General features: G+C 72.4%; 21 protein-coding genes. 12 read left to right on the forward strand and 9 right to left on the reverse strand.

Annotated features, from left to right (window positions below):
- Positions 1-84: 84 nt before the first annotated feature.
- Entirely contained in the window at positions 85-2,163 is a 2,079-nt protein-coding gene (locus CP975_RS15615) for a HelD family protein (RefSeq protein ID WP_055534789.1), read from the forward strand.
- Here the strand turns inward: CP975_RS15615 and CP975_RS15620 are convergent.
- The 3 genes from CP975_RS15620 to CP975_RS15630 form a co-directional block, all read right to left on the reverse strand.
- Entirely contained in the window at positions 2,160-2,693 is a 534-nt protein-coding gene (locus tag CP975_RS15620) for a DUF2165 domain-containing protein (protein WP_055534787.1), read from the reverse strand. The two genes, CP975_RS15615 and CP975_RS15620, sit on opposite strands and share 4 nt — an antisense overlap.
- Before the next feature lie 87 nt (positions 2,694-2,780).
- Positions 2,781-3,470: a copper homeostasis protein CutC gene (locus CP975_RS15625; protein ID WP_055534785.1), complete on the reverse strand. Its 690-nt coding sequence runs from the start codon at positions 3,468-3,470 to the stop codon at positions 2,781-2,783.
- 170 nt (positions 3,471-3,640) lie between these two features.
- Complete coding sequence (locus CP975_RS15630; protein WP_055534783.1) at positions 3,641-5,977, reverse strand: heavy metal translocating P-type ATPase; 2,337 nt, start codon at positions 5,975-5,977, stop codon at positions 3,641-3,643.
- Positions 5,978-6,168: 191 nt separating this feature from the next.
- Between CP975_RS15630 and CP975_RS15635 the strand changes: the two genes are divergently transcribed.
- On the forward strand, positions 6,169-7,137 hold the full coding sequence (locus CP975_RS15635) for a hypothetical protein (RefSeq protein WP_055534781.1): 969 nt from the start codon (positions 6,169-6,171) through the stop codon (positions 7,135-7,137).
- Between the two features lie 37 nt (positions 7,138-7,174).
- Here the strand turns inward: CP975_RS15635 and CP975_RS15640 are convergent, their stop codons facing one another.
- Together CP975_RS15640 and CP975_RS15645 are read right to left on the reverse strand one after the other, a co-directional pair.
- Positions 7,175-7,780 carry a CatB-related O-acetyltransferase gene (locus CP975_RS15640; protein WP_055534792.1) on the reverse strand — a complete coding sequence of 202 codons (606 nt, stop codon included), beginning with the start codon at positions 7,778-7,780 and terminating at the stop codon, positions 7,175-7,177.
- 118 nt (positions 7,781-7,898) lie between these two features.
- Positions 7,899-8,582, reverse strand: a complete 684-nt coding sequence (locus CP975_RS15645) for a maleylpyruvate isomerase family mycothiol-dependent enzyme (protein WP_055534779.1) — start codon at positions 8,580-8,582, stop codon at positions 7,899-7,901.
- Positions 8,583-8,669: 87 nt separating this feature from the next.
- On the opposite strand from CP975_RS15645, the gene CP975_RS15650 reads away from it, so the two are divergent.
- Both CP975_RS15650 and CP975_RS15655 read left to right on the forward strand, forming a co-directional pair.
- Positions 8,670-9,323, forward strand: a complete 654-nt coding sequence (locus CP975_RS15650) for an HD domain-containing protein (RefSeq protein WP_055534777.1) — start codon at positions 8,670-8,672, stop codon at positions 9,321-9,323.
- A 63-nt stretch (positions 9,324-9,386) separates the two neighbouring features.
- The gene (locus tag CP975_RS15655; RefSeq protein ID WP_150477018.1) at positions 9,387-10,457 is read left to right on the forward strand and encodes a GNAT family N-acetyltransferase; all 1,071 of its coding nucleotides are present in this window, start codon (positions 9,387-9,389) and stop codon (positions 10,455-10,457) included.
- A gap of 52 nt (positions 10,458-10,509) precedes the next feature.
- Here CP975_RS15655 and CP975_RS15660 read toward each other — a convergent pair whose 3' ends face one another.
- A complete protein-coding gene (locus tag CP975_RS15660) occupies positions 10,510-13,452 on the reverse strand; it encodes an AfsR/SARP family transcriptional regulator (RefSeq protein ID WP_208835564.1) in 2,943 nt (980 codons plus the stop codon).
- 131 nt (positions 13,453-13,583) lie between these two features.
- On the opposite strand from CP975_RS15660, the gene CP975_RS15665 reads away from it, so the two are divergent.
- Positions 13,584-13,937: a hypothetical protein gene (locus CP975_RS15665; RefSeq protein ID WP_246201530.1), complete on the forward strand. Its 354-nt coding sequence runs from the start codon at positions 13,584-13,586 to the stop codon at positions 13,935-13,937.
- Between the two features lie 459 nt (positions 13,938-14,396).
- The gene (locus CP975_RS15670; RefSeq protein ID WP_150477019.1) at positions 14,397-14,597 is read left to right on the forward strand and encodes a hypothetical protein; all 201 of its coding nucleotides are present in this window, start codon (positions 14,397-14,399) and stop codon (positions 14,595-14,597) included.
- Here CP975_RS15670 and CP975_RS15675 read toward each other — a convergent pair.
- The gene (locus CP975_RS15675) at positions 14,582-15,175 is read right to left on the reverse strand and encodes a DUF4291 domain-containing protein (RefSeq protein WP_055536475.1); all 594 of its coding nucleotides are present in this window, start codon (positions 15,173-15,175) and stop codon (positions 14,582-14,584) included. The genes CP975_RS15670 and CP975_RS15675 overlap by 16 nt on opposite strands.
- Positions 15,176-15,414: 239 nt before the next feature.
- On the opposite strand from CP975_RS15675, the gene CP975_RS15680 reads away from it, so the two are divergent.
- Complete coding sequence (locus tag CP975_RS15680) at positions 15,415-16,635, forward strand: Cmx/CmrA family chloramphenicol efflux MFS transporter (protein WP_055536474.1); 1,221 nt, start codon at positions 15,415-15,417, stop codon at positions 16,633-16,635.
- A 35-nt stretch (positions 16,636-16,670) separates the two neighbouring features.
- On the opposite strand, the gene CP975_RS15685 is transcribed toward CP975_RS15680, so the two are convergent.
- The gene (locus CP975_RS15685; protein ID WP_150477020.1) at positions 16,671-16,943 is read right to left on the reverse strand and encodes a DUF4031 domain-containing protein; all 273 of its coding nucleotides are present in this window, start codon (positions 16,941-16,943) and stop codon (positions 16,671-16,673) included.
- Complete coding sequence (locus CP975_RS15690) at positions 16,940-17,299, reverse strand: hypothetical protein (protein WP_055536268.1); 360 nt, start codon at positions 17,297-17,299, stop codon at positions 16,940-16,942. Before CP975_RS15690 ends, CP975_RS15685 begins: the two co-directional genes overlap by 4 nt.
- A 138-nt stretch (positions 17,300-17,437) precedes the next feature.
- Between CP975_RS15690 and CP975_RS15695 the strand changes: the two genes are divergently transcribed.
- From CP975_RS15695 to CP975_RS15715, 5 genes are all read left to right on the forward strand, one after another.
- A complete protein-coding gene (locus CP975_RS15695; RefSeq protein WP_150477021.1) occupies positions 17,438-18,367 on the forward strand; it encodes a MurR/RpiR family transcriptional regulator in 930 nt (309 codons plus the stop codon).
- Between the two features lie 89 nt (positions 18,368-18,456).
- Positions 18,457-19,440, forward strand: coding sequence for an N-acetylmuramic acid 6-phosphate etherase (murQ, locus tag CP975_RS15700; protein WP_150477022.1), 984 nt, complete (start codon positions 18,457-18,459; stop codon positions 19,438-19,440).
- Positions 19,441-19,984: 544 nt separating this feature from the next.
- Positions 19,985-20,515 (forward strand): hypothetical protein, encoded by a 531-nt coding sequence (locus CP975_RS15705; protein WP_055536270.1) that lies wholly within the window; start codon positions 19,985-19,987, stop codon positions 20,513-20,515.
- 16 nt (positions 20,516-20,531) lie between these two features.
- A complete protein-coding gene (locus tag CP975_RS15710; RefSeq protein WP_055536271.1) occupies positions 20,532-21,986 on the forward strand; it encodes a hypothetical protein in 1,455 nt (484 codons plus the stop codon).
- Entirely contained in the window at positions 21,983-22,567 is a 585-nt protein-coding gene (locus CP975_RS15715; protein WP_055536272.1) for a hypothetical protein, read from the forward strand. Before CP975_RS15710 ends, CP975_RS15715 begins: the two co-directional genes overlap by 4 nt.
- Positions 22,568-22,570 lie beyond the last annotated feature (3 nt).

A 22,570-nucleotide genomic window follows, 5' to 3' on the forward strand; every position in this document is an offset into this window, starting at 1 on the left:
CGGCCTCCCCCGCGGAGCGCCGCCGCCCGGACGGAAACCGGGCGGCAGCACCAGACCACCCCGCTGAACCGCCGGAGGCACCCCGTGCAGGCGCACGACCAGACGACCGACCCCCTCGCCCGTGAGCGGGGGCACCTCGCCGCGTCCCGTTCCGCGCTGCGCGCCATGCGCGCGGACGCCGAGGCCCTGGACATCCGCGATGTCACCGCGAACTGGGTGAACGCCGCCGTCCTGGAGCGCCAGATCGGCGAGCGCGTCAAGTCACTCGCCGACCTCGCCCACACGCCGCTGTTCTTCGGGCGGCTCGACTATCTGCACGCCCCGGGCGCCGACCAGGCGGAAGGGGCCGGAGGCGAGCAGTTCTACATCGGGCGCCGGCACGTGCACGACGCCGACGGCGACCCGATGGTCATCGACTGGCGCGCGCCGGTCTCCCAGCCGTTCTACCGGGCCTCCAAGAAGGACCCGATGGACATCGCGCTGCGCCGCCGCTTCGGCTACACGGGCGGCGACCTCACCGCGTACGAGGACGAGCACCTCAGCGACCCCGCCGAGGACGAGCGGGCGAGCAAGCTCCTCCAGCGGGAGATCGAGCGGCCGCGCGTCGGGCCGATGCGGGACATCGTCGCCACCATCCAGCCCGAGCAGGACGAGATCGTCCGCGGCGGGCTGAGCGGGAGCGTGTGCGTGCAGGGCGGGCCGGGCACGGGGAAGACCGCCGTCGGCCTCCACCGTGTCGCCTACCTCCTCTACGCCCACCGCGAGCGGCTGGCCCGCACCGGGACGCTCGTCATCGGCCCCAACGCGTCCTTCCTGCACTACATCGAGCAGGTGCTGCCCGCGCTGGGCGAGCTGGAGGTCAAGCAGGCCACGGTCGACGACCTCGTCGCGCATGTGGAGGTGCGCGGTACGGACGACTCCGCCGCCGCCCTCGTCAAGGGTGACGCCCGCATGGCGCGGGTGCTGCGCGCGGCCGTACGCTCCCACGTCACGCTGCCGGCCGAGCCGGTCGTGGTCGTACGCGGCTCCCGGCGCTGGCGGATTCCCGCGTACGAACTGGAGGAGATCGTCAGCGAGTTGCTGGCGCGGGACATCCGCTACGGCGCCGCCCGCGACGCCCTGCCGCAGCGCATCGCCCACGCCGTCCTCGTCCGCATGGAGCAGGCGGGCGAGGCCCCGGACGACCGGGTGCAGGACGCCGTGGCGCGCAACGCCGCGGTGAAGGCGGCGGTGAAGGCCATCTGGCCGCCGGTCGATCCCGCGAAGCTGGTGCTGCGGCTGCTGTCCGACGCGGAGTTCCTGGCCGCGCACGCCGAGGGCGTGCTGAGCGAGGACGAGCAGAAGGCCATCCTGTGGACGAAGCCCGCGCGCAGCGTGAAGTCCGCCAAGTGGTCCGCCGCGGACGCCGTGTTGATCGACGAGGCAACCGATCTCGTCTCGCGCACGCACTCCCTCGGGCATGTCGTGCTCGACGAGGCGCAGGACCTCTCCCCCATGCAGTACCGCGCGGTGGGGCGGCGCTGCACGACCGGTTCGGCGACCGTGCTGGGCGACCTCGCGCAGGGCACGACGCCCTGGGCGACCCGTAGTTGGGCCGAGGCGCTCGGCCACCTCGGCAAGGCGGACGCGGTCGTGGAGGAGCTGACGGCCGGTTTCCGCGTGCCGCGCGAGGTCATCGCGTACGCGTCGAGGCTGCTGCCCGACATCGCGCCGGGCCTGACGGAGGTCGCCTCGGTCCGCGAGTCGCCGGGTTCGCTGGCGGTGCGGCGGGCGACGAAGCGGGGCGCACCCGCCCCGGACGCGGCCGACCTCGACGCGGCCTGCCTGGAGGCGTGCGCGGAGTCGCTGCGGCAGGAGGGGTCCATCGGCCTCATCGCCGCGGACGCCCGTATCCCCGCGCTGGCGAAGGCGCTGACGGCGGCCGGGATCACGTACCTCTCCCCCGGCGAGGAGACGACGCCCGACACCCGGCTCACGCTCGTGCCGGCGTCCCTCGCGAAGGGCCTGGAGTACGACTACGTGGTACTCGACGAGCCCGCCGCCGTGGTCGACGGCGAGCCCGACGAGCGGACGGGCCTGCGCCGCCTGTACGTGGCGCTGACCCGTGCCGTCTCCGGCCTGATCGTCGTCCACTCGGCGCCGCTGCCGCCACAACTGGCCTAGGGCGTGTCCTTGGAGCCGTCCGCCGCAGCTCCGGCGGACGGCAGGTGGTTCACGATCAGCACGATGCCCGTGAGCGTCACGACGCGGATCGCCGCGTCCAGGCCGTTCCAGTTCTCGGACTGCCACATGGCGAACCACTCACCGCCGACACCGATGAACCCCGCCCCGAAGAGCAGCAGGATCATCAACAGCCCGACACTTCCGAGGCGTTGGGCGCGCGCGAACCCCGCGCGGCGCCGCAGCGCCGCGGCCCACAGGGCAGTCGCGGCGATGAGGACCAGCGCGGCGACGCTCTCCCACACGATGATCGCGATGTACGCGGCGTCCTGGAGCGCGGTGGACTCCACCGCGCGCCACATCAGGTCGTCGTCCTTGAAGGTGGTGTCCATCGCGAGGACATGGCGTACGAATTGCTGGTTGGTGCCGAAGTCGGTGATGTTCCCGAACGCGACGAGCGCGATGTAGAGCGCGACGGTCCCGGTGAGCAGCGCGGCCGCGACGGGCTGCGTACGACTTGCGTGTGCGGTCATTGAGGTCCCCTCCGTTTCGGCCCAGTTGTATCGCGGGCCCCACTGAGGCGCCCCGTCAGGGGCGCGGGGAGCTACCCCCGCCGTCCCCTATCCCTCAAGGGCCTCCCGCCACTGCGCGACGGCCGCCGAGGAGACCTGGCCCGACCACCCGTCGGGCCTCGCCGCTCCGCCGATGTGGAACGCGTCGACCCCCGCCGCCCGAAGCCGCGGCAGGTGGTCCAGGCGGAGGCCGCCGCCTACCAGGAGTTGGGGGTCGTAGGCGGGCTCTCCCCGGCGGGCCGCCTCGGCGAGCAGTGTCGGCAGGCCCTCGTCGACTCCGCCCGCGGCACCCGCCGTGAGGTACGTGTCCAGGCCGGGCAGGTCCGCGAGCTGCTTGCGCAGGGCGTTGCGGTCGGCGGCCCGGTCGATCGCCCGGTGGAAGGTCCAGCGGCAGCCGTCGAGGGCGGCCAGCACGGTCTCGACCGCGCCGAGATCGGGGGCCCCGGCCTCGTCGAGGAAGCCGAGGACGAACTCGTCGGCGCCCTCGCTCCTGAGTTCGCGGGCGCGGCGGACGAGCGCGTCGACGTCGCCCGCGGCGAATCCGTCGGCCAGCCGCAGCATGACGCGCAGCGGGATGTCGACGCGGGCGCGGATCGCGGCGAAGGTCTCCCGCGAGGGGGTCAGGCCGTCCGCGGCCATGTCGGTCACCAGCTCGAGGCGGTCCGCGCCTCCGGCCTGGGCGGCGACGGCGTCCTCGGCGTCGAGGGCGATCACCTCCAGGACTGCACGCTTGCTCATGGATGTCTCTTCCTTCTCGTCGAGGTCCCGGAGCCCCGGAGTCCCGGAGTTCCGTGGTCCCGTAGTTCCGGCCCGCACAGGTCTAGTCCAATTGCCAGCCTACGCGCAGAACACCCCGGCGCGAGCCGAGTAGCTCGCACCGGGGTGCGTCGGACGAGCGGACGGAACGCTCACGCCAGCGGCTTGAACCCCCTCAGCCGCAGGCTGTTGCCGACCACGAAGACCGAGGAGAAGGCCATCGCGGCTCCCGCGATCATCGGGTTGAGCAGCCCGGACGCGGCCAGCGGCAGCGCGCCCACGTTGTAGGCGAAGGCCCAGAAGAGGTTCGTCCTGATCGTGCCCAGGGTGCGGCGCGAGAGCCTGATCGCGTCCGCCGCCGCCCGCAGGTCACCTCGTACGAGCGTCAGGTCCCCCGCCTCGATCGCGGCGTCCGTCCCCGTGCCCATCGCGAGGCCCAGGTCGGCCTGGGCGAGGGCCGCGGCGTCGTTCACGCCGTCGCCGACCATGGCGACCGAGCGGCCCTCGGCCTGGAGCCGCTTGACCACGTCGACCTTGTCCTGCGGCATGACCTCCGCGATCACGTGCTCCGGGGAGATGCCGACCTCCGCGGCCACCGACGCCGCGACCGCCTTGTTGTCGCCGGTCAGGAGGATCGGGGTCAGGCCGAGCGCCCGCAGCCGCCGGATCGCCTCGGCGCTGGTGTCCTTCACCGCGTCGGCGACCTCCAGGACCGCGCGGGCCTCGCCGTCCCAGGCGACCGCGATGGCCGTCCGTCCGGCCGCCTCGGCGTCGGCCTTGGCGCGCTCCAGCTCCACCGGGAGGCGGATCTCCCACTCGGCCAGCAGCGATTCCCGGCCGACCAGGACCGCGTGGCCCTCGACGATGCCCTGCACTCCGCGGCCCGGCACGTTCGCGAAGTCCTCGGGGACGGGCAGCGTGCCCACCTCGGCGGCCGCCCCGGCGGCGACCGCCTGGGCGATGGGGTGTTCGGAGGAGTGCTCCAGGGCACCGGCCAGGCGCAGCACGTCGGCGGCCGAGGTACCGGGAGCGGTGCGGGTGGCGAGCAGGGTCATCTTGCCGGTGGTGACGGTGCCGGTCTTGTCCAGGACGATGGTGTCGACCTTGCGGGTGGACTCCAGGACCTCCGGGCCCTTGATCAGGATGCCGAGCTGGGCGCCGCGTCCGGTGCCGACCATGAGGGCGGTCGGGGTGGCGAGGCCGAGGGCGCAGGGGCAGGCGATGATCAGTACGGCGACGGCCGCCGTGAAGGCGGCGGTGAGGCCGGCGCCGTTGCCGAGCCAGAAGCCGAGGGTGGCGAGCGCCAGGCCGATGACGACCGGTACGAAGACCGCGGAGATCCTGTCGGCGAGACGCTGGGCGGCCGCCTTGCCGTTCTGCGCGTCCTCCACCAGCTTGGCCATGCGGGCGAGCTGGGTGTCGGCGCCGACGCGGACGGCCTCGACGACGAGGCGTCCGCCGACGTTGAGGGTGGCTCCGGTGACGAAGTCGCCCTCGCCGGTCTCCACGGGCACGGACTCGCCGGTGAGCATGGAGGCGTCCACGGCCGAGGCGCCCTCGATGACCTTGCCGTCGGTGGCGATCTTCTCGCCGGGCCGGACCAGGAAGCGGTCGCCGGTCCTCAAGTCGCCCACGGGGATGGTCTCTTCGCGTCCCCCGTCGCGCAGCACGGTGACGTCCTTGGCGCCGAGCTGGAGCAGCGCCTTGAGGGCGGCCCCGGCCTTCCTCTTGGAGCGGGCCTCGAAGTAGCGCCCGGCGAGGATGAAGGCGGTGACGCCCGCCGCGGCCTCCAAGTAGATGTTCCCCGCGCCGTCGCTGCGGGCGATGGTGAGTTCGAAGGGGTGGGTCATGCCCGGCGTGCCCGCGGTGCCGAGGAACAGGGCCCACAGCGACCAGAGGAACGCCGCCGAGGTGCCGACGGAGATCAGCGTGTCCATGGTGGCCGCGCCGTGCCGGGCGTTGGTGAAGGCCGCCTTGTGGAAGGGCCACGCGGCGTAGGTCACGACGGGCGCGGCGAGGGTGAGGGAGAGCCACTGCCAGTACTCGAACTGGAGGGCGGGCACCATCGCCATCGCGATCACCGGCACCGAGAGCAGCACCGCGGTGATCAGCCGCTCACGCAGCGGCCGCAGCGCCTCATCGGCCCGCCGGGCCTCATCGGCCTGCCGGGCCTCATCGGATTGCCGGGCCCCGCCGTCACCCGTGAGCGCCGCGGTCTCCTCCCGTACGGCCGTGGGCTCCTGCGCCGTGTAGCCGGTGGCCTCGACGGTCGCGATCAGGTCCTGTACGGAGATGTCCTCGCCGCGGTAGCTGACCTTGGCCTTCTCGGTGGCGTAGTTGACGGTCGCCTCGACGCCGTCCATGCGGTTGAGCTTCTTCTCGATCCGGGCGGCGCACGAGGCGCAGGTCATGCCACCGATGGCAAGTTCCACCTCTGCGGTGGAAGCGGTGGGGGCCGCCTCGGGGGTGCCGGGTGTGGTGGTGGACATGGTGCGGGCTCCTCGTGACGCGCTCATGGTGCTCCCTGATACCCGGGGCGGGTATCGACGTGATGAGGCCAGTTATACCCCTGGGGGGTATCAAGCGCAAGAGCGGACCACTCGGCACCCCGGACTTGACTTGGTACCCCGGGGGGGTATCTTCGAGGCATCGAGTATCGCGTATCAGCCAAGGAGTCGTCATGAACACCGGCCTGAAGATCACCGCATTCGCCGCCGCCGTCGCCGCGACCTTCGGTACCGCGTATGGAGTGGGCAAGGGCGTCGGCCCTGTCACGGACCGGACGCCCGCGGCTCAGCACGGTCACGGCGAGGAAGAGGGCGCCGGGCACGGCGGCGAGAAAACCGCCCCCGGCGGCCTCCAGATCTCCGAGCGGGGCTACACGCTGGACCTGAAGACCTCGCGGGTCGACGCGGACCGCGAGGAAGAACTGCGCTTCGCCGTCGTCAAGGACTCCACGGGCCGGAACGTCACCGCGTACCAGCGGGAGCACGACAAGGAGCTGCACCTCATCGTCGCCTCACGCGACCTGACCACCTACCGCCATCTGCACCCGGCCCGCGCGGCGGACGGCACCTGGTCCACCCCGGTCGACCTCCCCGAGGCGGGCGGCTACCGCGTCTTCGCCGACTTCCGCCCCGAGGGCGCGAAGGAGGCCCTGACGCTCGGCGCGGACCTCGCGGTGGCGGGGAAGTCCGCGCCGAAGGAGCTGCCCGCGCACAGCACGACGGCGAAGGTGGACGGTTACGACGTGACGCTGAAGGGCGAGCTGAAGACGGGCGCGGGCGGCGATCTCACCCTGGACGTGGCGAAGAACGGCAAGCCGGTGACCGACCTCCAGCCCTATCTGGGCGCCTACGGCCATCTGGTGGCCCTGCGCTCCGGCGACCTCGCCTACCTCCACGTCCACCCGAACGGCGAGCCCGGCGACGGCACGACCAAGGCGGGCCCCGGCATCTCCTTCACGACGACGGCACCGAGCAAAGGCGCGTACCGCCTGTTCCTGGACTTCAAGCACGAGGGGAAGGTGCGCACGGCGGCGTTCACGGTGCACGCGGGCGGCGCCGGGCACGCGGAGAAGGGCGGAGCCGGGCACGCCGAGAAGGACGGCGCCGGGCACGCGGAGAAGGGCGGTGGCCACCAGCACTGACCACCCCCCTGGCGCCACGCACGTGCACCCTGGACGCCTACGCGCCCGGCGCCACCGCCGCAAGCTCCTCCACACTGCCCGACATGACGGCCCGCACATGCTGGGTCAGATGCTCGACCGGCCAGTCCCACCAGGCGAGTTCGAGCAGCCGCGCGATGTCCTCGTCGCCGAAGCGGCGCCGGATGAGCCGGGCCGGGTTGCCGCCGACGATGCCGTAGTCCGGCACGTCGTCGACGACCACCGAGCCCGAGGCGATGACCGCTCCGTGCCCGATCCTGACGCCCGGCATGACCGTGGCGCGGTAGCCGAACCAGACGTCGTGGCCGACGACGGTGTCCCCGCGCCCCGGCAGCCCGGTGATCAGGTCGAAGTGCTCGCCCCACGATCCGCCCATGATCGGGAAGGGGAACGTCGAGGCCCCGTCCATCCGGTGGTTGGCGCCGTTCATGATGAACCGCACGCCCTCCCCCAGGGCACAGAACTTCCCGATCACCAGCCGCTCGGGGCCGTAGTGGTAGAGGACGTTGCGGGTCTCGAAGGCGGTCGGGTCGTCGGGGTCGTCGTAGTACGAGAAGTCGCCGACCTCGATCAGCGGTGAGGTGACGAGCGGCTTGAGCAGGACCACGCGCTCCTGGCCGGGCATGGGATGCAGCACGTTCGGGTCGGCGGGCACGAGGGGGGCACCGGGTTCGGAGGTACCGGGTTCGGAGGTACCGGGTTCGGGAGTACCGGGTTCGGAGGTCATCCCTCCATGATCCACCTCAGTCGAACAGGCCCAACTCCTTTTCCGTGGCGCCCGCCAGCTCGTACCGCGTCCCCGTCAACGGCCGCCCCGCGCAGATCCGGATGAGGGTGGGCGCGTCGCCGATGTAGCGGGCCGGGGGCCGTCGGCCGTCCGTGGCGCCGAGGACCAGCGGCTCGTCCCAGCCGTCCACGTCGGCGTGGACCGCGAGGCCGGGCGCCGCCGCGCTGAACGGCGAGCGGCTGTGCTGCCCGAGGAGCGGCAGCGCGTCCGTGAGCCCGGCACCGGCGTACGCTCCCGGCTTCCCCCACGCCTCGCGTACGTCACCGGCGTGCACCCACTCGCCGAGCGCGATGCCGTCCAGGCGCCCCTTGGCGGCGGCCATGATGGGCCCGACCTCGGACATGCGGCGCTCCAGCTCGTCCACGACACGGGAGTTCGGCCAGTCGGCGCACTCGGCGATGTCCCTTTCGTTGCTCTCCGGGCTGAAGACGCCCTCGCCGTAGCGGCTCTCCACGACCCGCGTCAGCACGGTGGCGCAGTGCGCGACCACATGCCGCACGGTCCAGCCGGGACAGCAGGTGCGGACCGCGAACGCCTCGTCGGGCGCGGACCTCAACAGGGGGATCAGAAGGTCGCGTTCGGCCCGCAGGAGCCGTCCGGCGCGCTCAGGTTCGTACGTGTCTTCGGGTGCAGTCGTCATACCGGAACCCAACCGCCCGACACCCGCACCTGGCAACGGCCGGGCAGGACAGATCGTCCCCGGCGGGCGATTGATTACGCTCGCCCCATGGCCCACGACGAGAACCACGAGCTGCGGGAGCGCTGGCTCGGCACGCTGCTGCGCGCCCGGGACACCGACCGTTGCGTCTACGACCCGTACCGGTTCGCCGACGACCTGCTCGCCCGCTGGGCCGAACCCCAGCGCCGCTATCACACGATCGCCCACCTCACGGCGGTCCTGGACCACATCGACGTACTGGAGGACCACGCCGACGACCCCGAACTGGTGCGGCTCGCGGCCTGGTTCCACGACGCGGTGTACGCGCCCGACCGCTCCGAGAACGAGGAGCGCTCGGCCCGCCTCGCGGAGCGGGCCCTCCCCGAAGCGGGCCTGTCCGACCGGCGGACGTCCGAGGTGGCGCGCCTGGTCCGCCTCACCCTCACCCACGACCCCGCCGACGGCGACCACAACGGCGAGGCGCTGTGCGACGCCGACCTGGCGATCCTGGCGGCCGCCCCGGACGCGTACGCGGCCTACGCCGCGGCCGTCCGCGAGGAGTACGGCTTCGTGCCGGACGAGGTGTTCCGCGCCGGCCGCGCGGACGTGCTGCGCCAACTCCTCGCCCTTCCCCGCCTGTTCAGGACCCCGCACGGCTCGGCGAACTGGGAGGGCCCGGCACGCGAGAACCTCACGACGGAGCTGGCTCTGCTCGACGCCTGAGACCGCACCCCGGACCCCTGAAAACCCGGGGCGCTCCCGCCCGTGTGCCCGTACTCTCTGCGCATGCTGCTCATGGGTGGGGACAGAATCGACGAGGCCGTCGCGCACGCGGCGCGGGTGCTGCGTACCGCGGTGGACCGCGACTGGGACGTCAAGGCGGGCGGGCTCGACTGGAGCTGCCTGGAGACGGCGGAGCACATCGCGGGCGATTTCGTCGCGTACGCCGGGCAGCTGACGGGGCGGGCCACCGACGGCTGGGTCCCCTTTGAGGTCACGCTCGACGAGGGCACGGGCCCGGAGGGCGCGATCCAGGTGATCGAGGCGACCGGCCGCCTGCTCACGGCGACGGTTCGCACGACGCCCCGCGGGGTCCGCGGCTTCCACCCCTACCCCTCCGGCAGCGCGGACGCGACGGGCTTCGCCGCGATGGGCGTCACCGAGGTGCTTCTCCATACGTACGACATCTGCGAGGCGCTCGGCGTCGACGCGGAGCCGCCCGCGGAACTGTGCGGGGCGGTGCTCGGGCACCTCTTCCCGCACGTGCCGCCCACGGGAGGCACGCCGTGGCAGGTCCTGCTGTGGGCCACGGGCCGCGGTGAGCTGCCGGGACGCGCGCGGCTCTCTTCCTGGCGCTGGCACAACTCCCTCTCCCTGCCGGCCGGTCCGCTCGCGCTGCGCGAGGTGTCCCCCGCTGCCGCCGCGGATCTCGCCGCGGGCGGCACGGGCGGGCTGACGTGGGTCGAGGGCGGCCCCTTCGACGGGACGCGGGGCGCCTCGGGGAAGCTGGCGAAGGCGTACGCCGACGGGGTGCACCGCCCCGGGTGGGGCGTGTACGCGCTGGTCCGCACCGAGGACGAGCTGGCGGTCGGCGCCATGGGCTTCCACGGCCCGCCGGACGACGAGGGGTGCGTGGAGGTCGGGTACGACCTGGCGGAGGCGGCGCGGGGCCGTGGTTACGCCACGACGGCGCTGCGGTCCCTCGCGGAGTGGGCCCTGTCCCGCCCCGAGGTCACGTCGCTGCTGGCACGGGTGGACCCGGGAAACACGGCATCCGAGGCGGTACTCGCCCGAGCGGGCTTCACCCGCCTGCCGGACCGGGACGACACGCACGTATTCGGCTTGCGCCAAAGCTGACGGTGGCGCCCCGCAGGGGGGCGCGGGGAACAAACACGGCGAGGACGCCCCCTCACCGCCCTCCCAGGGCGAGCCGCACCGGCTCCCGACTCCCCGCCCCCTCCGCGAACGCGGAGGCATAAGCCCCCTCGCCAAGGGCCTCCCGCACCAGGCGCTCCGCCAGAACGTGCGCGTCGTGCAGCGGCTTGAGCCCCCCGAGCGCGACGCCCGTCGTCCGCAGAAGCCGCGCCGCCGCCCCGAAGAGGCGAGCCGCATGAGCGTGGTCGCCCGTCGCGGTGGCCGCCCAGGCCATCGTCTCCACCCCCCACACCGGGCCCCACCGGTCACCGATGCCCCGCTGCCGCCGCAGCGAGTCGCGGAAGAGGCCGACCGCCCGGTGCGGGTCACCGTGGCGCAGCTCCGCCAGGCCCATCCCCCACAGACCCCAGGAGTGCGCCCAGCCCGCACCGTGCGCGGCGGCCTCCGTCACGTACTCCCGGCCGGCCGTCAGCGCCTGCTCCCGCTCGCCGAGGAACGCCGCCGCCATGGCCCACAGCATGCTCGCCATGTGGGCGTCGCCCACCAGGCCCGCGGCCCGGAACCGGTCCCGGGCCCGCGCGAGGAGCGCCACGGCCGCCGCGTCGCCGTGGGCGAGGAAGGCGAAGGCGCCCTCCATGTACGCGAGTACGCCCAGCGTCTCGCCGTCCGTGGCGCCCTCGCCGAGCCGTACGGCCCCGGCCAGGAAGCGTTCCGCGGCGGGCCGGTCCCCCTGGCACAGGGCGATCCACGCGGCGAGCGCGAGGCCGCCGACCCGCAGCGGGACGGGGGCCTCCGGCGCCAGGTCCAGCGCGCGGGTCAGCCACAGCCGCCCCTCTCCGAGCGAGCTGCTGAAGAACCAGTAACGCGTACGCGTCAGATTCGCGGCGATCGCGAGACCGGCCGCCGCGTCGCCCTCCCCCGAGACGCTGAAGTCCAGCGCCGCCCGCAGGTTCGGCGTCTCCAGGCGGAGCCGGGACAGCCACGCCACCTCGTCGGGACCGCACCAGCGCGCGGCCGCCCGCGCGGCCATGTCCCCGTAGTACGCGCAGTGCCGCCGCCGCAGCGGCACCTCGCGGCCCAGCTCCCCGAGCCTGCCCTGCCCGTACTGGCGCAGGGTCTCCAGCATTCGGTACCGGGCCCGGGAGCCGGTCGTGTCGACGGTGAGGACGGACTTGTGCGCCAGCGCGGCCAGGACGTCCACGACATCCTCCCGGGGGACGTCCACAACGTCCTCCCGAGGCCCGTCCTCGCCGGGGCAGACCGCCTCGGCCGCCGCGAGGTCGAACCCGCCGGAGAAGACGGACACCCCCGCCCACAGCCGCCGCTCCCGCTCGTCGCACAGGTCGTGGCTCCAGTCGACGACGCCGCGCAGGGTGCGCTGGTGGCGGCGCCCCGTCCGCGCCGCCCCCGTGTCCGACAGGAGCCGGAACCGGTCGTCGAGGCGTTCCAGGATCTCCTGTGCCGAGAGCGTGCCGAGCCGCACCGCGGCCAGCTCGATCGCCAGCGGAATACCGTCGAGACGCCGGCACAGCCGCCCCACCGCCTCCTGGTTGCGCGCGGTGATCCGGAAGTGCGGGGCGCACGCCTCGGCGCGGTCGGCGAGCAGCCGCACGGCCTCGCTGCGCTCCAGCGTCGGCGGCTCGCCCCGGTCCGTGGGAACGGCCAGCGGCGGTACGGGCAGCAGATACTCCCCCGGAACCCGCAGCCCCTGTCGGCTCGTGGCCAGCACGCGCAGCCCCGGGGCCGCGCACAGCAGGGTGCCGAGGAGGTGGGCGGCGGCCTCGGCGACGTGCTCGCAGTTGTCGAGGACGAGCAGCAGCCGGCGTTCCCTCAAGTGTTCGACGAGCACTTCCGTGCCGGGGCGCAGGGACTGGTCGGGGATGCCGAGCGCGTCGGCGACCACGCGGTCGAGAAGACCCGGATCGGTCAGCGGTGCGAGGTCGGCGAGCCAGGCGCCGTGCGGGTACGCCCAGGAGGCCTCGGCGGCCGTACGCAGCGCGAGCCGCGTCTTGCCGACCCCGCCCGGCCCGGTGAGCGTGACGAGGCGGGCGCCGTCCAAGAGCTTGCGGGTCTTCCTGAGCATGGCTTCGCGGCCGACGAACGTCGTCGTCTCGGCGGGCAGATTGCCCTCCGTCCGTGGCCCGTGGGGTGAGTCCGGCGGCGCCGGGGCGGCCAGGGCGGGGTCGGCGGTGAGGATCTGCTGGTGCAGCCGCCACAGCTCGGCGCCCGGGTCGACGCCCAGTTCGTCGAGGAGCAGCGCGCGGACGGTGCTGTAGCAGTCCAGGGCCTCGCCCTGGCGGCCCGCGCGGTAGAGGGCCAGCATCCGCTGCGCCCAGAAGCGCTCCTGCAAGGGATGCGCGGCGGTCAGTTCACGCAGCCGCGGCAGGACGTCCGCGTGCCGGCCGAGCCGGAAGTCGGCGTCGGTGCGCAGCTCCAGGGCGCTCAGGCGACGTTCGTTCAGCGCGGGGACGACTTCCTGGCGCAGCCGCTCGGACGGCACGTCCGACAGCGGTTCACCGCGCCACAGCGCCAGCGCCTCGCCCAGCAGCGCCGAGGCCCGCTCGGCTGTGCGCGCGGTCTCGGCGGCTCGTGCCGCGTCGACGAGGGCGTCGAAACGGTGCAGGTCGAGGGCGTCTTCGGGTACGTCGATGGCGTACCCCTGCGCGCAGGTGCGGATGGGGCCCCGGGCGGAGCCGCCCAGGGTGCGGCGCGCCCTGAGCACGTAATTCTGGAGGGTGTTGCGGGCGCCGTCCGGCGGCTCGTCCCACAGCCGGGCGATCAGGGTGTCGACGGGAACGACCCTGTTGGCGTCGACCAGCAGTGACGCGAGCAGGGCCCGCTGCTTGGCCGCCCGGACCACCACGGGCCTGCCGTCGCGGACCACTTCGAGCGGCCCCAGGATCTTGTACTCGAACTTCTCGAACTTCTCGGACTTCTCGAACTTCTCGGGCTCCGTGTCCCCCACCCCAACAGTCACGTTCCGTCATGCTTCCATCACCTGAGGTGAGTGTCGAGTGACTGTCGAGTGACCGGCGTGACAGGCCTGCTTGGAAGCATTCACAGCGACGGAAAGCAGCTCCATTCGCTTCAGAAAAGGGAGACCGAACCATGAACGAGCCTCGCCGATCCACCCGCCTCGCCCTCAAGCTCGCGACCCTGGCGGCCGCCGCGACACTGCCGGTGGCGGGCCTCGCGCCGAGCGCGGTGGCGACCCCGTCGCAGGAGGCGTCCGCGGCCGCCAACATCCTCACGTGCCACACCGATACGGACGGCAGGTGGGGTCACGCGCACTGCAAGAACAACACCAACGTGGTGAAGGCCTTCCGGGTCACGGTGGTCTGCGGCGTCTGGCCCGACACGTCCGGCCCGTGGAAGACGCTGAGGCCGGGCCACTCCGACGTGTCGAGCGCCCGCTGCAATGGCGGCACGGGGGTGGGCAGCGTCGGCTGGCAGGAGGGCTGACCCCGCCCCGCCTCTCGGCGGGCAGAGCCACTCCCCCGCCCTCACGGCGGGGCCGCCCGGCCCCGCCTCTCGGCGGCCAGAGCCACTCCGTCGCTCTTCCGGCATGGCCAGCCGGTTCCGCCTCTCGGCGGAGAGAGCCACTCCCCCGGCTCCCCCGCCCCCCCCCCCGCCACGCGGGCTCCGCCCAACGGCAGACAGAGCCACGGCCCCAACTCCTCCTGCCTGCCTCACGGCACGGCAAGATCCCCACCCACCCAAATCCCGCCTCGGCGAGGAAGCAGCCGCTCCCCCGGCTCCCACCCCTCACCGCGCGGCAAGATCCCCACCCACCCGCCCGAACCCCGCCCCACGGCGAGGAAGCAGCCGCTCCCCCGGCTCCTACCCCGCCGCCCGATGCGGCGAGACGGGCGGGTGGGTGGGAAAGCATCCGCCGCGAAGCGGCGGCCCAAGGACCCGGGGGTGCCCCGTGGCCGCGAGGTGGGCGGCGGAGGGCAACGCGACGCCGTCGCCGACGCGCACGCGAGGGCCGATGACCCGCACCTGGAGGCCCGCAAGGGCTGGGCCGGCCTCCTGTCGTGGCCGGGCGCGCCCGCGCAGCGGAGCCGTATGTCGACACGGCCCCGCGCCCCTCAGGGCGCTACCGCTCAGGGCCGCAGGTGAGCAAGCAGCGCGTCCGCGGCGGGATAGACCGGCTCCTCAGGGAGGAGCGCACGGGCACCGTCGAGGTCGCCTTCACGTACCAACTCCCTTACGCGCCCGGCCTGCTCGGTGACGTCGGTGACCGAGACGATCCACTCGTCCGCGTACCGCCGGGAGGCCTCCCCCGCGAGGCCGAGCTGGAGGGACCGGTGGGGCAGCGGACGCAGGTGAAGGTCCCGCTCCGGGTCCCACTGCACCCGCGCGGGCGCCTGCTTGAGCTGCCGCTTCCAGTCCGCGGCGTCCGCGTGCACGCCCGGCTCGTAGTGCGAGAGGCACGCGTGGGCGAGGGCCCAGTCGAATCCTTCCCTGCTGATCTCCAGTGCGAGGACGGTCTCCTGCCCCTCCTTCGTGCCCCAGCCGCAGCGGTACATCATCCACAGGAACGAGGGCTTGATCCACGTCATCCGCTCCCGCCGCCACGCGGCGGGGAAGCGCCCGTCCCGGGCGGCGGGCTCCCCGATGTGCGGGGCGTACGCCTGGTAGACGGTCACGGTGGTGTCGGTGTGGGCGGCTCGGATCTGGTGCTCGGGGTGTTTCACGGGGCCAAGCGTGCGATGCCGGGACGATCGCGCGCCAGCGATTTCGCCCCGCTGGGGTTCTTGTGGGAGGTGGTTCCCGCCGCGGTGAGGAGTTCGGGGGTTTCAGGGTGGGGGCCTTCGTTGGCCCAGTCCAGCGGGGAGCGGCCCCTTCCGTGCTCTCCGCGCCAGCGGGAATGCCCCGAACCCCCCAAACGTTCACCCCTGATATGCCGTCCCCCGCCCAGCGCGCAGCGCCCCGCATGCCCATAGCCGTATACATGCTCGGCCTCGCCGTCTTCGCCCTCGGCACGAGCGAGTTCATGCTCTCGGGGCTCCTGCCGCCCATCGCGGACGACATGAACGTCTCCATCCCCCGCGCGGGCCTCCTCATCTCCGCCTTCGCCATCGGCATGGTCATCGGCGCCCCCCTGCTCGCCGTGGCGACCCTGCGCCTGCCCCGCCGTACGACCCTCATCACGCTCATCACGGTCTTCGGCCTGGGCCAGGTCGCCGGCGCCCTGGCACCTTCGTACGAAGTCCTCTTCGCGTCCCGCGTGATCAGCGCGCTGGCCTGCGCCGGGTTCTGGGCGGTCGGCGCGGCCGTCGCCATCGCGATGGTCGACTTCAACCAGCGCGCCCGCGCCATGGCGGTGATGCTCGGCGGCCTCTCCATCGCGAACGTCCTCGGCGTCCCGGCCGGCGCGTTCCTCGGTGAGCACTTCGGCTGGCGCTCGGCGTTCTGGTCGGTGGCCGGGGCGTCCGCGGTCGCGCTCGCCGGGGTCCTGACGCTCATCCCCCGCATCCCGCTCCCCGCCGAGAAGCCGCAGCTCAAGAAGGAACTGTCCATCTACGCCGACCGTCAGGTCTGGCTGTCCATCGCCGTCACCGCGCTCGCCGCGGGCGGCGTCTTCTGCGCGTTCTCCTACCTCTCCCCGCTGCTGACCGATGTGGCGGGCCTGGACGGCGGCTGGGTCCCGTCGGTCCTCGGCCTGTTCGGCGTCGGCGCCCTGGTCGGCACGGCGATCGGCGGCCGGTTCGCGGACGCGCACCTCTTCGGGGTGCTGCTCAGCGGCATAGCCGCGTCGACCGTCTTCCTCGTCTGCCTGGCCCTGTTCGCCGCCACCCCGGCCGCGGCGGTCACGCTGTCGTTCCTCATCGGGGTCTCCGCGTTCTACACGGGCCCGGCGCTCAACGCCCGTATCTTCAACGTGGCGGGCGCCGCCCCCACCCTCGCGGGCGCGACCACGACAGCCGCGTTCAACCTCGGCAACACGGGCGGCCCCTGGCTCGGCGGCACGGTCATCGACCTCGACTTCGGCTACGCGTCCACGGCGTGGGCGGGCGCGGCGATGACGGCGACGGCGCTCGTGGCGGTGGCGGTGTCACTGCGCCTGCACCGGAAGACACCGAGCCGCGTGATCACGTCCTCGACGCGGTCGGAAAACACACAAGCCGAAACCACCGCGGCCCGAACCCCCTGACTCCCCGGCCCCCTGCCCCCTGATCTCCTGCCCCCTTACGCAGACGCAGGCCGCCCCTTGGGCCTCCGCAGCCCCGCCCCCGTGAGCCTGCGCACCAGCTCCTTCGACCCGACCTCCACCGCCCCCGCCCGCACCGCGTCCTCGTACCGGTGCGACGGGATGTCGTAGTGGTCGCGTTCGAAGGCGCGCGGCGGGGCCCCGATGGACGCCGCGAACGCGTGCAGTTCCTCGTACGAGACGTCGCTGATCAGGTGCGACCACATGCGGCCGTGTCCCGGCCAGGTCGGCGGATCGATGTAGACCGTCACGCGGTCAGCCCGCCCACCGGCGCCACGACGACTCCCGCCTTGCCGCACACCCAGTGCGGGTCGGGCCCCAGCTCCGGTTCCACGTCGAGGGCGTGCGGGTCCCCCGAGCCGCACACGGGGCACAGCGGCCAGCGCCCGTACCGCTCCAGGAGCGCGTCCTGTACGTCCTGCGCGACGAGCCCCGCCACATAGGCGATGCCTTCGGGCCACTGCTCGACCCACCAGCGGCGGTGCGCCACGGACTCCTCGACGAGCGAGACGACCTCGGCCTCGGCGACCTCACGGGCGACGAGGTCGGCGAGGACAAGTGCGCGGGCGGCGTGCAACGCCTGCTCCAGGGGGTCGATCGCGTCCATGCAGCCATTGTCACCCCACACGCCCCGTCGCACGGAGCAGAGCCGCCCCATCTCACGGAGCGGAGCCGCCGTGCCCCTCGGAGCGGCACCGCTGTCGCGGACCTTGACCCCACCCCCCGCTGAAAATACGTTTCAAGCGTGACCCAAGACGTGAAGGAAATTTTCGCGGGCGCCGCACCCCCGGCCCCCGCCGCCCTCGCGGCCAAGGTGCGGACCCTGGCGCCGTCGATGACCCGCTCCATGCAGCGCGTCGCCGAGGCCGTCGCCGGCGACCCCGCCGGCTGCGCGGCCCTGACCGTCACCGGCCTCGCCGAGCTGACCGGCACCAGCGAGGCGACGGTGGTCCGCACCGCCCGCCTCCTCGGCTACCCGGGCTACCGCGACCTGCGCCTCGCGCTCGCGGGGCTCGCCGCCCAGCAGCAGTCGGGCCGGGCGCCCGCCGTCACCGCGGACATCGCCGTCGACGACCCCATCGCCGACGTCGTCGCGAAGCTCGCCTACGACGAGCAGCAGACCCTCGCCGACACCGCCGCCGCACTCGACACCGTGCAGCTCGGCGCCGCCGTGGCCGCGCTCGCGACCGCCCGCCGCACGGAGATCTACGGCGTGGCCGCGTCCGGCCTGGTCGCCCAGGACCTGGCGCAGAAGCTGCTGCGCATCGGCCACATCGCGCACGCGCACTCCGACCCGCACCTGGCCGTCACGAACGCGGTGACGCTGCGCGCGAAGGACGTGGCCATCGCGATCACCCACTCCGGTTCGACGGGTGACGTGATCGAGCCGCTGCGGGTGGCCTTCGAGCACGGGGCCACCACGATCGCGATCACCGGCCGCCCCGACGGGGCCGTCTCGCAGTACGCCGACCACGTACTGACCACCTCCACGGCCCGCGAGAGCGAGCTGAGGCCGGCCGCGATGTCGTCCCGTACGAGTCAACTGCTCGTCGTGGACTGTCTGTTCGTGGGCGTCGCCCAGCGGACGTACGAGACGGCGGCCCCCGCGCTGGCCGCGTCCTACGAGGCGCTGGCGCACCGCCACAGCCCGCGCGGCGGCCCCAGCGGCCGCTGAGCCGACCCGACCGGACCCGACCCGAGCCGACCCGAGCCGATCCGAGCCGCCAACCCCCCACCTCCGCACACGAAAGAGCCACACCCACCATGACCTTTCCCGAATCCGCCTCCGCCTCCGCCGCCGAATCCGAATCCGAATCCGAGACCTACGGACAGCTGCGCGCCCAGCTCGCCACCCTCACCACCGAGGCGTTCCGCCCCGAGCTGTCCGAGATCGACCGGCTGGACACCCTCGACATCGCGCGGATCATGAACGGCGAGGACGCGTCCGTCCCCGCGGCCGTGGCCGCGCAGCTGCCCGCGATCGCCGCCGCGATCGACGCCACCGCCGAGCGGATGGCCCGCGGCGGCCGCCTGGTCTACGCGGGCGCGGGCACGGCGGGCCGCCTCGGAGTGCTCGACGCGTCCGAGTGCCCGCCGACCTTCAACACCGACCCGGGCGACGTCGTCGGCCTCATCGCGGGCGGGCCGACCGCGATGGTCAGGGCGGTCGAGGGCGCGGAGGACAGCAAGGAGCTTGCGGCCGAGGACCTGGACGGCCTGAAGCTGACGGCGGACGACGTCGTGGTCGGCATCTCCGCGTCGGGCCGCACGCCGTACGCGATCGGCGCGGTGGAGCACGCCAAGGACCGCTACGGCGCGCTGACCATCGGCCTGTCCTGCAACGCGGACAGCGCGCTCGCGGCCGCCGCCGAGCACGGCATCGAGGTCGTCGTAGGCCCCGAACTGCTCACCGGCTCCACCCGCTTGAAGGCGGGCACGGCGCAGAAGCTCGTACTCAACATGCTGTCGACGATCACGATGATCCGCCTCGGCAAGACGTACGGGAACCTGATGGTGGACGTGCGCGCGTCGAACGAGAAGCTGCGCGCCCGGTCGCGCCGCATCGTCGCGCTCGCCACCGGGGCGCCCGACGAGGAGATCGAGGCGGCGCTGGCCGCGACGGACGGCGAGGTGAAGAACGCGATCCTCACCATCCTGGGCGGCGTCGACGCCCCCACGGCGGCGGACCTCCTCACCACCACGGACGGCCATCTCCGCGCGGCCTTGGACAGAGCCCGTACAAGCTGACTGAGGCGTGGCGGGACGGGTAGCCCGCGTCGGCGCTCCTCATCTCGTGCTGTCAAGCAAGTACGCGGGTACACGGTCGAGCAGGTGTTCAGACAAGTAGGGCGAGCGGACAATGCGCGAGGCTGGCATTGAGCTAGCGGCGGTCGAGCTGATCCTGAACGCCCGACGGCGGTCTCCGGGTCCAACACCCGTGCGCAGGACGCTGCCGACCGCAACGAGCCGCCGGGCACGGCTCGACAACCCGGGCAACTCCTGCCCCCTGACCACAACCTGACTGCCCGCCGGCCTGTTCGCCGTTGCGGTCACAACTACCCAGGCTCCAGCACTTATCGGCCATAGTCCGCAGTCGACACGGAAGAGTGGTCTCCATCACAGCGTGTGACGTTAACTCCTGGTTGGGTGATCTTCACCGAACGGGCACAGAGTCATCACCGATATCGGGAACTCCGCTATGCCCAAGGCCATTTCCTGGAGGGGGACTTCTCACACCATGCCTACCGCTACAGCCAGACGCCGCACACTCGCCCGCACCTCCGCAGTTCTCGTGAGCGCTCTCGCAGCGACCACACTGCTCACCTCAGCCGCCACCGCCGACGACACCGGCCCGGCCGGGGACACCGTCGACATCACCGACGACGCGGGCACCGTCAGCCTCGACGAGGAGGGCCTGTTCGAACTGCCGGCCTCCAACGACGGCGAGATCCAGCCCCAGAACTTCACCAGCAAGATCGTTGAATGGAAGCCCGGCAACCACGAATCCAGTCACTGGTCGGACAACGACTACACCGAGATCAAGTTCACCGGCTGCTCATTGGAGGGCGTCTCCGGAGGGGGTAGGTCCCTTCACGTGCAGCTTCATCAGGCCATTCCGTTCAGCCTGGACAGGAGTCTGGGCTCGAAGCGTTTTACGAACTGCTTCAAGGGCTCGGGCAAGACCTCAAGGGGCGAGTGGGACACGCACGAATCCGGCGGCGACAACCGCTACTTCACCATCCCCAAGCACAACGACTCCGAGTACAGCCGTACGTCCTTGGACGTCAGGAAGGTCTACGTCGACACCTCAAAGGCAGACTAGTCACAACCGAAGTGGCATGACGCAGAGCCGGGAAGCGCCCACGCGCTTCCCGGCTTCCCCCATTTCTTCACAGAGCGGCCTCGGCACCTTGAACCTTCGCACCCGACTGCGCACCACTCCGGCCGTGTGGACCGCGCCGATCTGGCTCGGGATCATTGGCTTCTACTACTTCTACGCCCTGCACTTCGAGGACTCCTACCAGGAAGTCATTAACGGCCCGCTCTGGGCACCCGAACAGGTCGAGGTGGCACTGTCGTACTTCTATGCCTTCGCCTATGCCATCACTCTCGGGCTCGCTGTGTGGGAGGGCGGGCGGTTGAAGCGGGACGGGGTTTGGCAGCTCGTCCCGGGCCGGTCCCGCTATCGCGTGGCCGCTCACACACTGGCACCTGTAGTCGCCGCCGGCTGGTTGGTGCTTGTGTTGCCGGCGGTGATGCGTCTGATCGAGACCCGGCTCATGCCGACACCGGCAGCAGTGGCGCCCCTGGTCATGGCCATGGGCATCGTCTGCGCGTACACGGTGATCGGCTGTGCCCTCGGACACCTCACCCCCCGCATGATCAGCGCACCGCTGTCTGCTGCTGCCGTGTTCTACGTGATCATTTACACCGTGAAGTACGACGCCCCGACATGGCCCAGGCACCTCTCGGGCCAGCCGGACACCTCCCTCGGATTCGGCGAGGAATACGGCGCCGCCACACTCTTTGCTCCCTTTCTTTTCATCGCCGCAATAGCCGCCGCGGTGGCTGCGTGGTGGATCCGTACGGCAGGTCAGGGCCGGTGGGTGATACGCGGCGGCGGAGCAGTGGCAGCCGTGGCGCTCATGGCCACGTGTGTCAACGTCGCAGGTGGCTGGGCCATCGCGGACGGCCCCGTGACCTCCCATCACGCCACAGCGCGCTGCACCGGCACAGCGCCAAGGGTGTGCATGGCCGAGACCGGCGGCGCGGTGGAGAAACTCGACCAGGTACGCCGGCAGATCGTGACGTCGACGTCGAAGCTCCGTGCCGCAGGAGTCAACGTGACCCTGCCCGCCACCGTGTCCGACAGCCTCCTCAACGGCCGGGACCGCAAAGCCTCGTCGAACACCACTTGGTGGCTCCCGCTCTCCCGGCAGGCCGGGCAGGCGGGAGGCGGCATGACAGCCATCCGGTATGCCGTCCTGCGCAGCAGCGTCACTTTTCCCTGCACCTTCCCCGCCTCCTACGAGTCCGCGCCTTCGGCTGACTACGTCGTCAACCATGACGCGGCCATGCTGTGGGCCGCCGTCGTCATCGACGCAGACCGGCCCTATCTGGCATGGCGCAAGGGGGAGTACGGCGGGGTATTTGAGAACCCCCGCCAGGTCCTGGACAAGGTCATGCAACGCGCCCGCGACGCCCTGGAGCTCCCCGCCCGGCAGCAGACCGCCTGGTTCCACAGAGAGCAGGCCAAGGCCTGCCGCCTCGCCGACCAGGGGGCCAAGTCGTGATCTGGTGGATCAAGGCCCGCCGCCTGCGCCCCGTGCTTGTGCCCGGCACCGCCGCATGCATCCTCCTCGTCGCTCTCGCACACGACCAGGCCATCGAGCTGCCCGGCATGCTGAGCGCCAGTGCCAACCAGGTGTTCCTCATGCAGCTCACCCCCCTCCTGGTCACCTCCACCCTCGCCCACTGCCTCAACCAGCGTCTGGACGAGGCCGAAGTGATGGCCACCCGCAACCTGCGCCGCCTCGACATAGGAGCGGTCCTGACATGCGTGTCGGCCGTGGCGGTGGCCGGAGTGGCCATCGGCGCCGCTGCGGGTTCCGACGAGGCGACCACGATCGGGCGCAACACCGCTTTCCTCACCGGCCTCATGCTGCTCGCCGAAGCCGTGCATCCCAAGGCGGTCACCGTGGCGCCGGCCGGATGGGTGTTCGCCATCATGTTCCTCGGTTACTCCGACTACCACCGCCCCTGGCCGTGGGCCGTGACGCTGCACTCCCCGCCCAACATCCCCGCTCTCCTCGTCTGCCTGGCCGTCTTCCTCGGCGGCCTCATCGCGCAGGCCCTCACCCGTCGCACCATATGAAAG

The sequence above is a fragment of the Streptomyces alboniger genome (genome assembly GCF_008704395.1).
Classification (GTDB): domain Bacteria; phylum Actinomycetota; class Actinomycetes; order Streptomycetales; family Streptomycetaceae; genus Streptomyces; species Streptomyces alboniger.

Excerpts from the sequence above, each read along its gene's own strand:
- CP975_RS15620 (WP_055534787.1), bottom strand. The coding sequence starts at position 2,693 with ATGACCGCACACGCAAGTCGTACGCAGCCCGTCGCGGCCGCGCTGCTC.
- CP975_RS15635 (WP_055534781.1), top strand. The coding sequence starts at position 6,169 with ATGAACACCGGCCTGAAGATCACCGCATTCGCCGCCGCCGTCGCCGCG.
- CP975_RS15690 (WP_055536268.1), bottom strand. The coding sequence starts at position 17,299 with ATGGACGCGATCGACCCCCTGGAGCAGGCGTTGCACGCCGCCCGCGCA.
- CP975_RS15645 (WP_055534779.1), bottom strand. The coding sequence starts at position 8,582 with ATGACGACTGCACCCGAAGACACGTACGAACCTGAGCGCGCCGGACGG.
- CP975_RS15710 (WP_055536271.1), top strand. The coding sequence starts at position 20,532 with ATGACGCAGAGCCGGGAAGCGCCCACGCGCTTCCCGGCTTCCCCCATT.
- CP975_RS15625 (WP_055534785.1), bottom strand. The coding sequence starts at position 3,470 with ATGAGCAAGCGTGCAGTCCTGGAGGTGATCGCCCTCGACGCCGAGGAC.
- CP975_RS15665 (WP_246201530.1), top strand. The coding sequence starts at position 13,584 with ATGAACGAGCCTCGCCGATCCACCCGCCTCGCCCTCAAGCTCGCGACC.
- CP975_RS15655 (WP_150477018.1), top strand. The coding sequence starts at position 9,387 with ATGCTGCTCATGGGTGGGGACAGAATCGACGAGGCCGTCGCGCACGCG.
- CP975_RS15630 (WP_055534783.1), bottom strand. The coding sequence starts at position 5,977 with ATGTCCACCACCACACCCGGCACCCCCGAGGCGGCCCCCACCGCTTCC.
- CP975_RS15650 (WP_055534777.1), top strand. The coding sequence starts at position 8,670 with ATGGCCCACGACGAGAACCACGAGCTGCGGGAGCGCTGGCTCGGCACG.
- murQ (WP_150477022.1), top strand. The coding sequence starts at position 18,457 with ATGACCTTTCCCGAATCCGCCTCCGCCTCCGCCGCCGAATCCGAATCC.
- CP975_RS15680 (WP_055536474.1), top strand. The coding sequence starts at position 15,415 with ATGCCCATAGCCGTATACATGCTCGGCCTCGCCGTCTTCGCCCTCGGC.
- CP975_RS15640 (WP_055534792.1), bottom strand. The coding sequence starts at position 7,780 with ATGCCCGGCCAGGAGCGCGTGGTCCTGCTCAAGCCGCTCGTCACCTCA.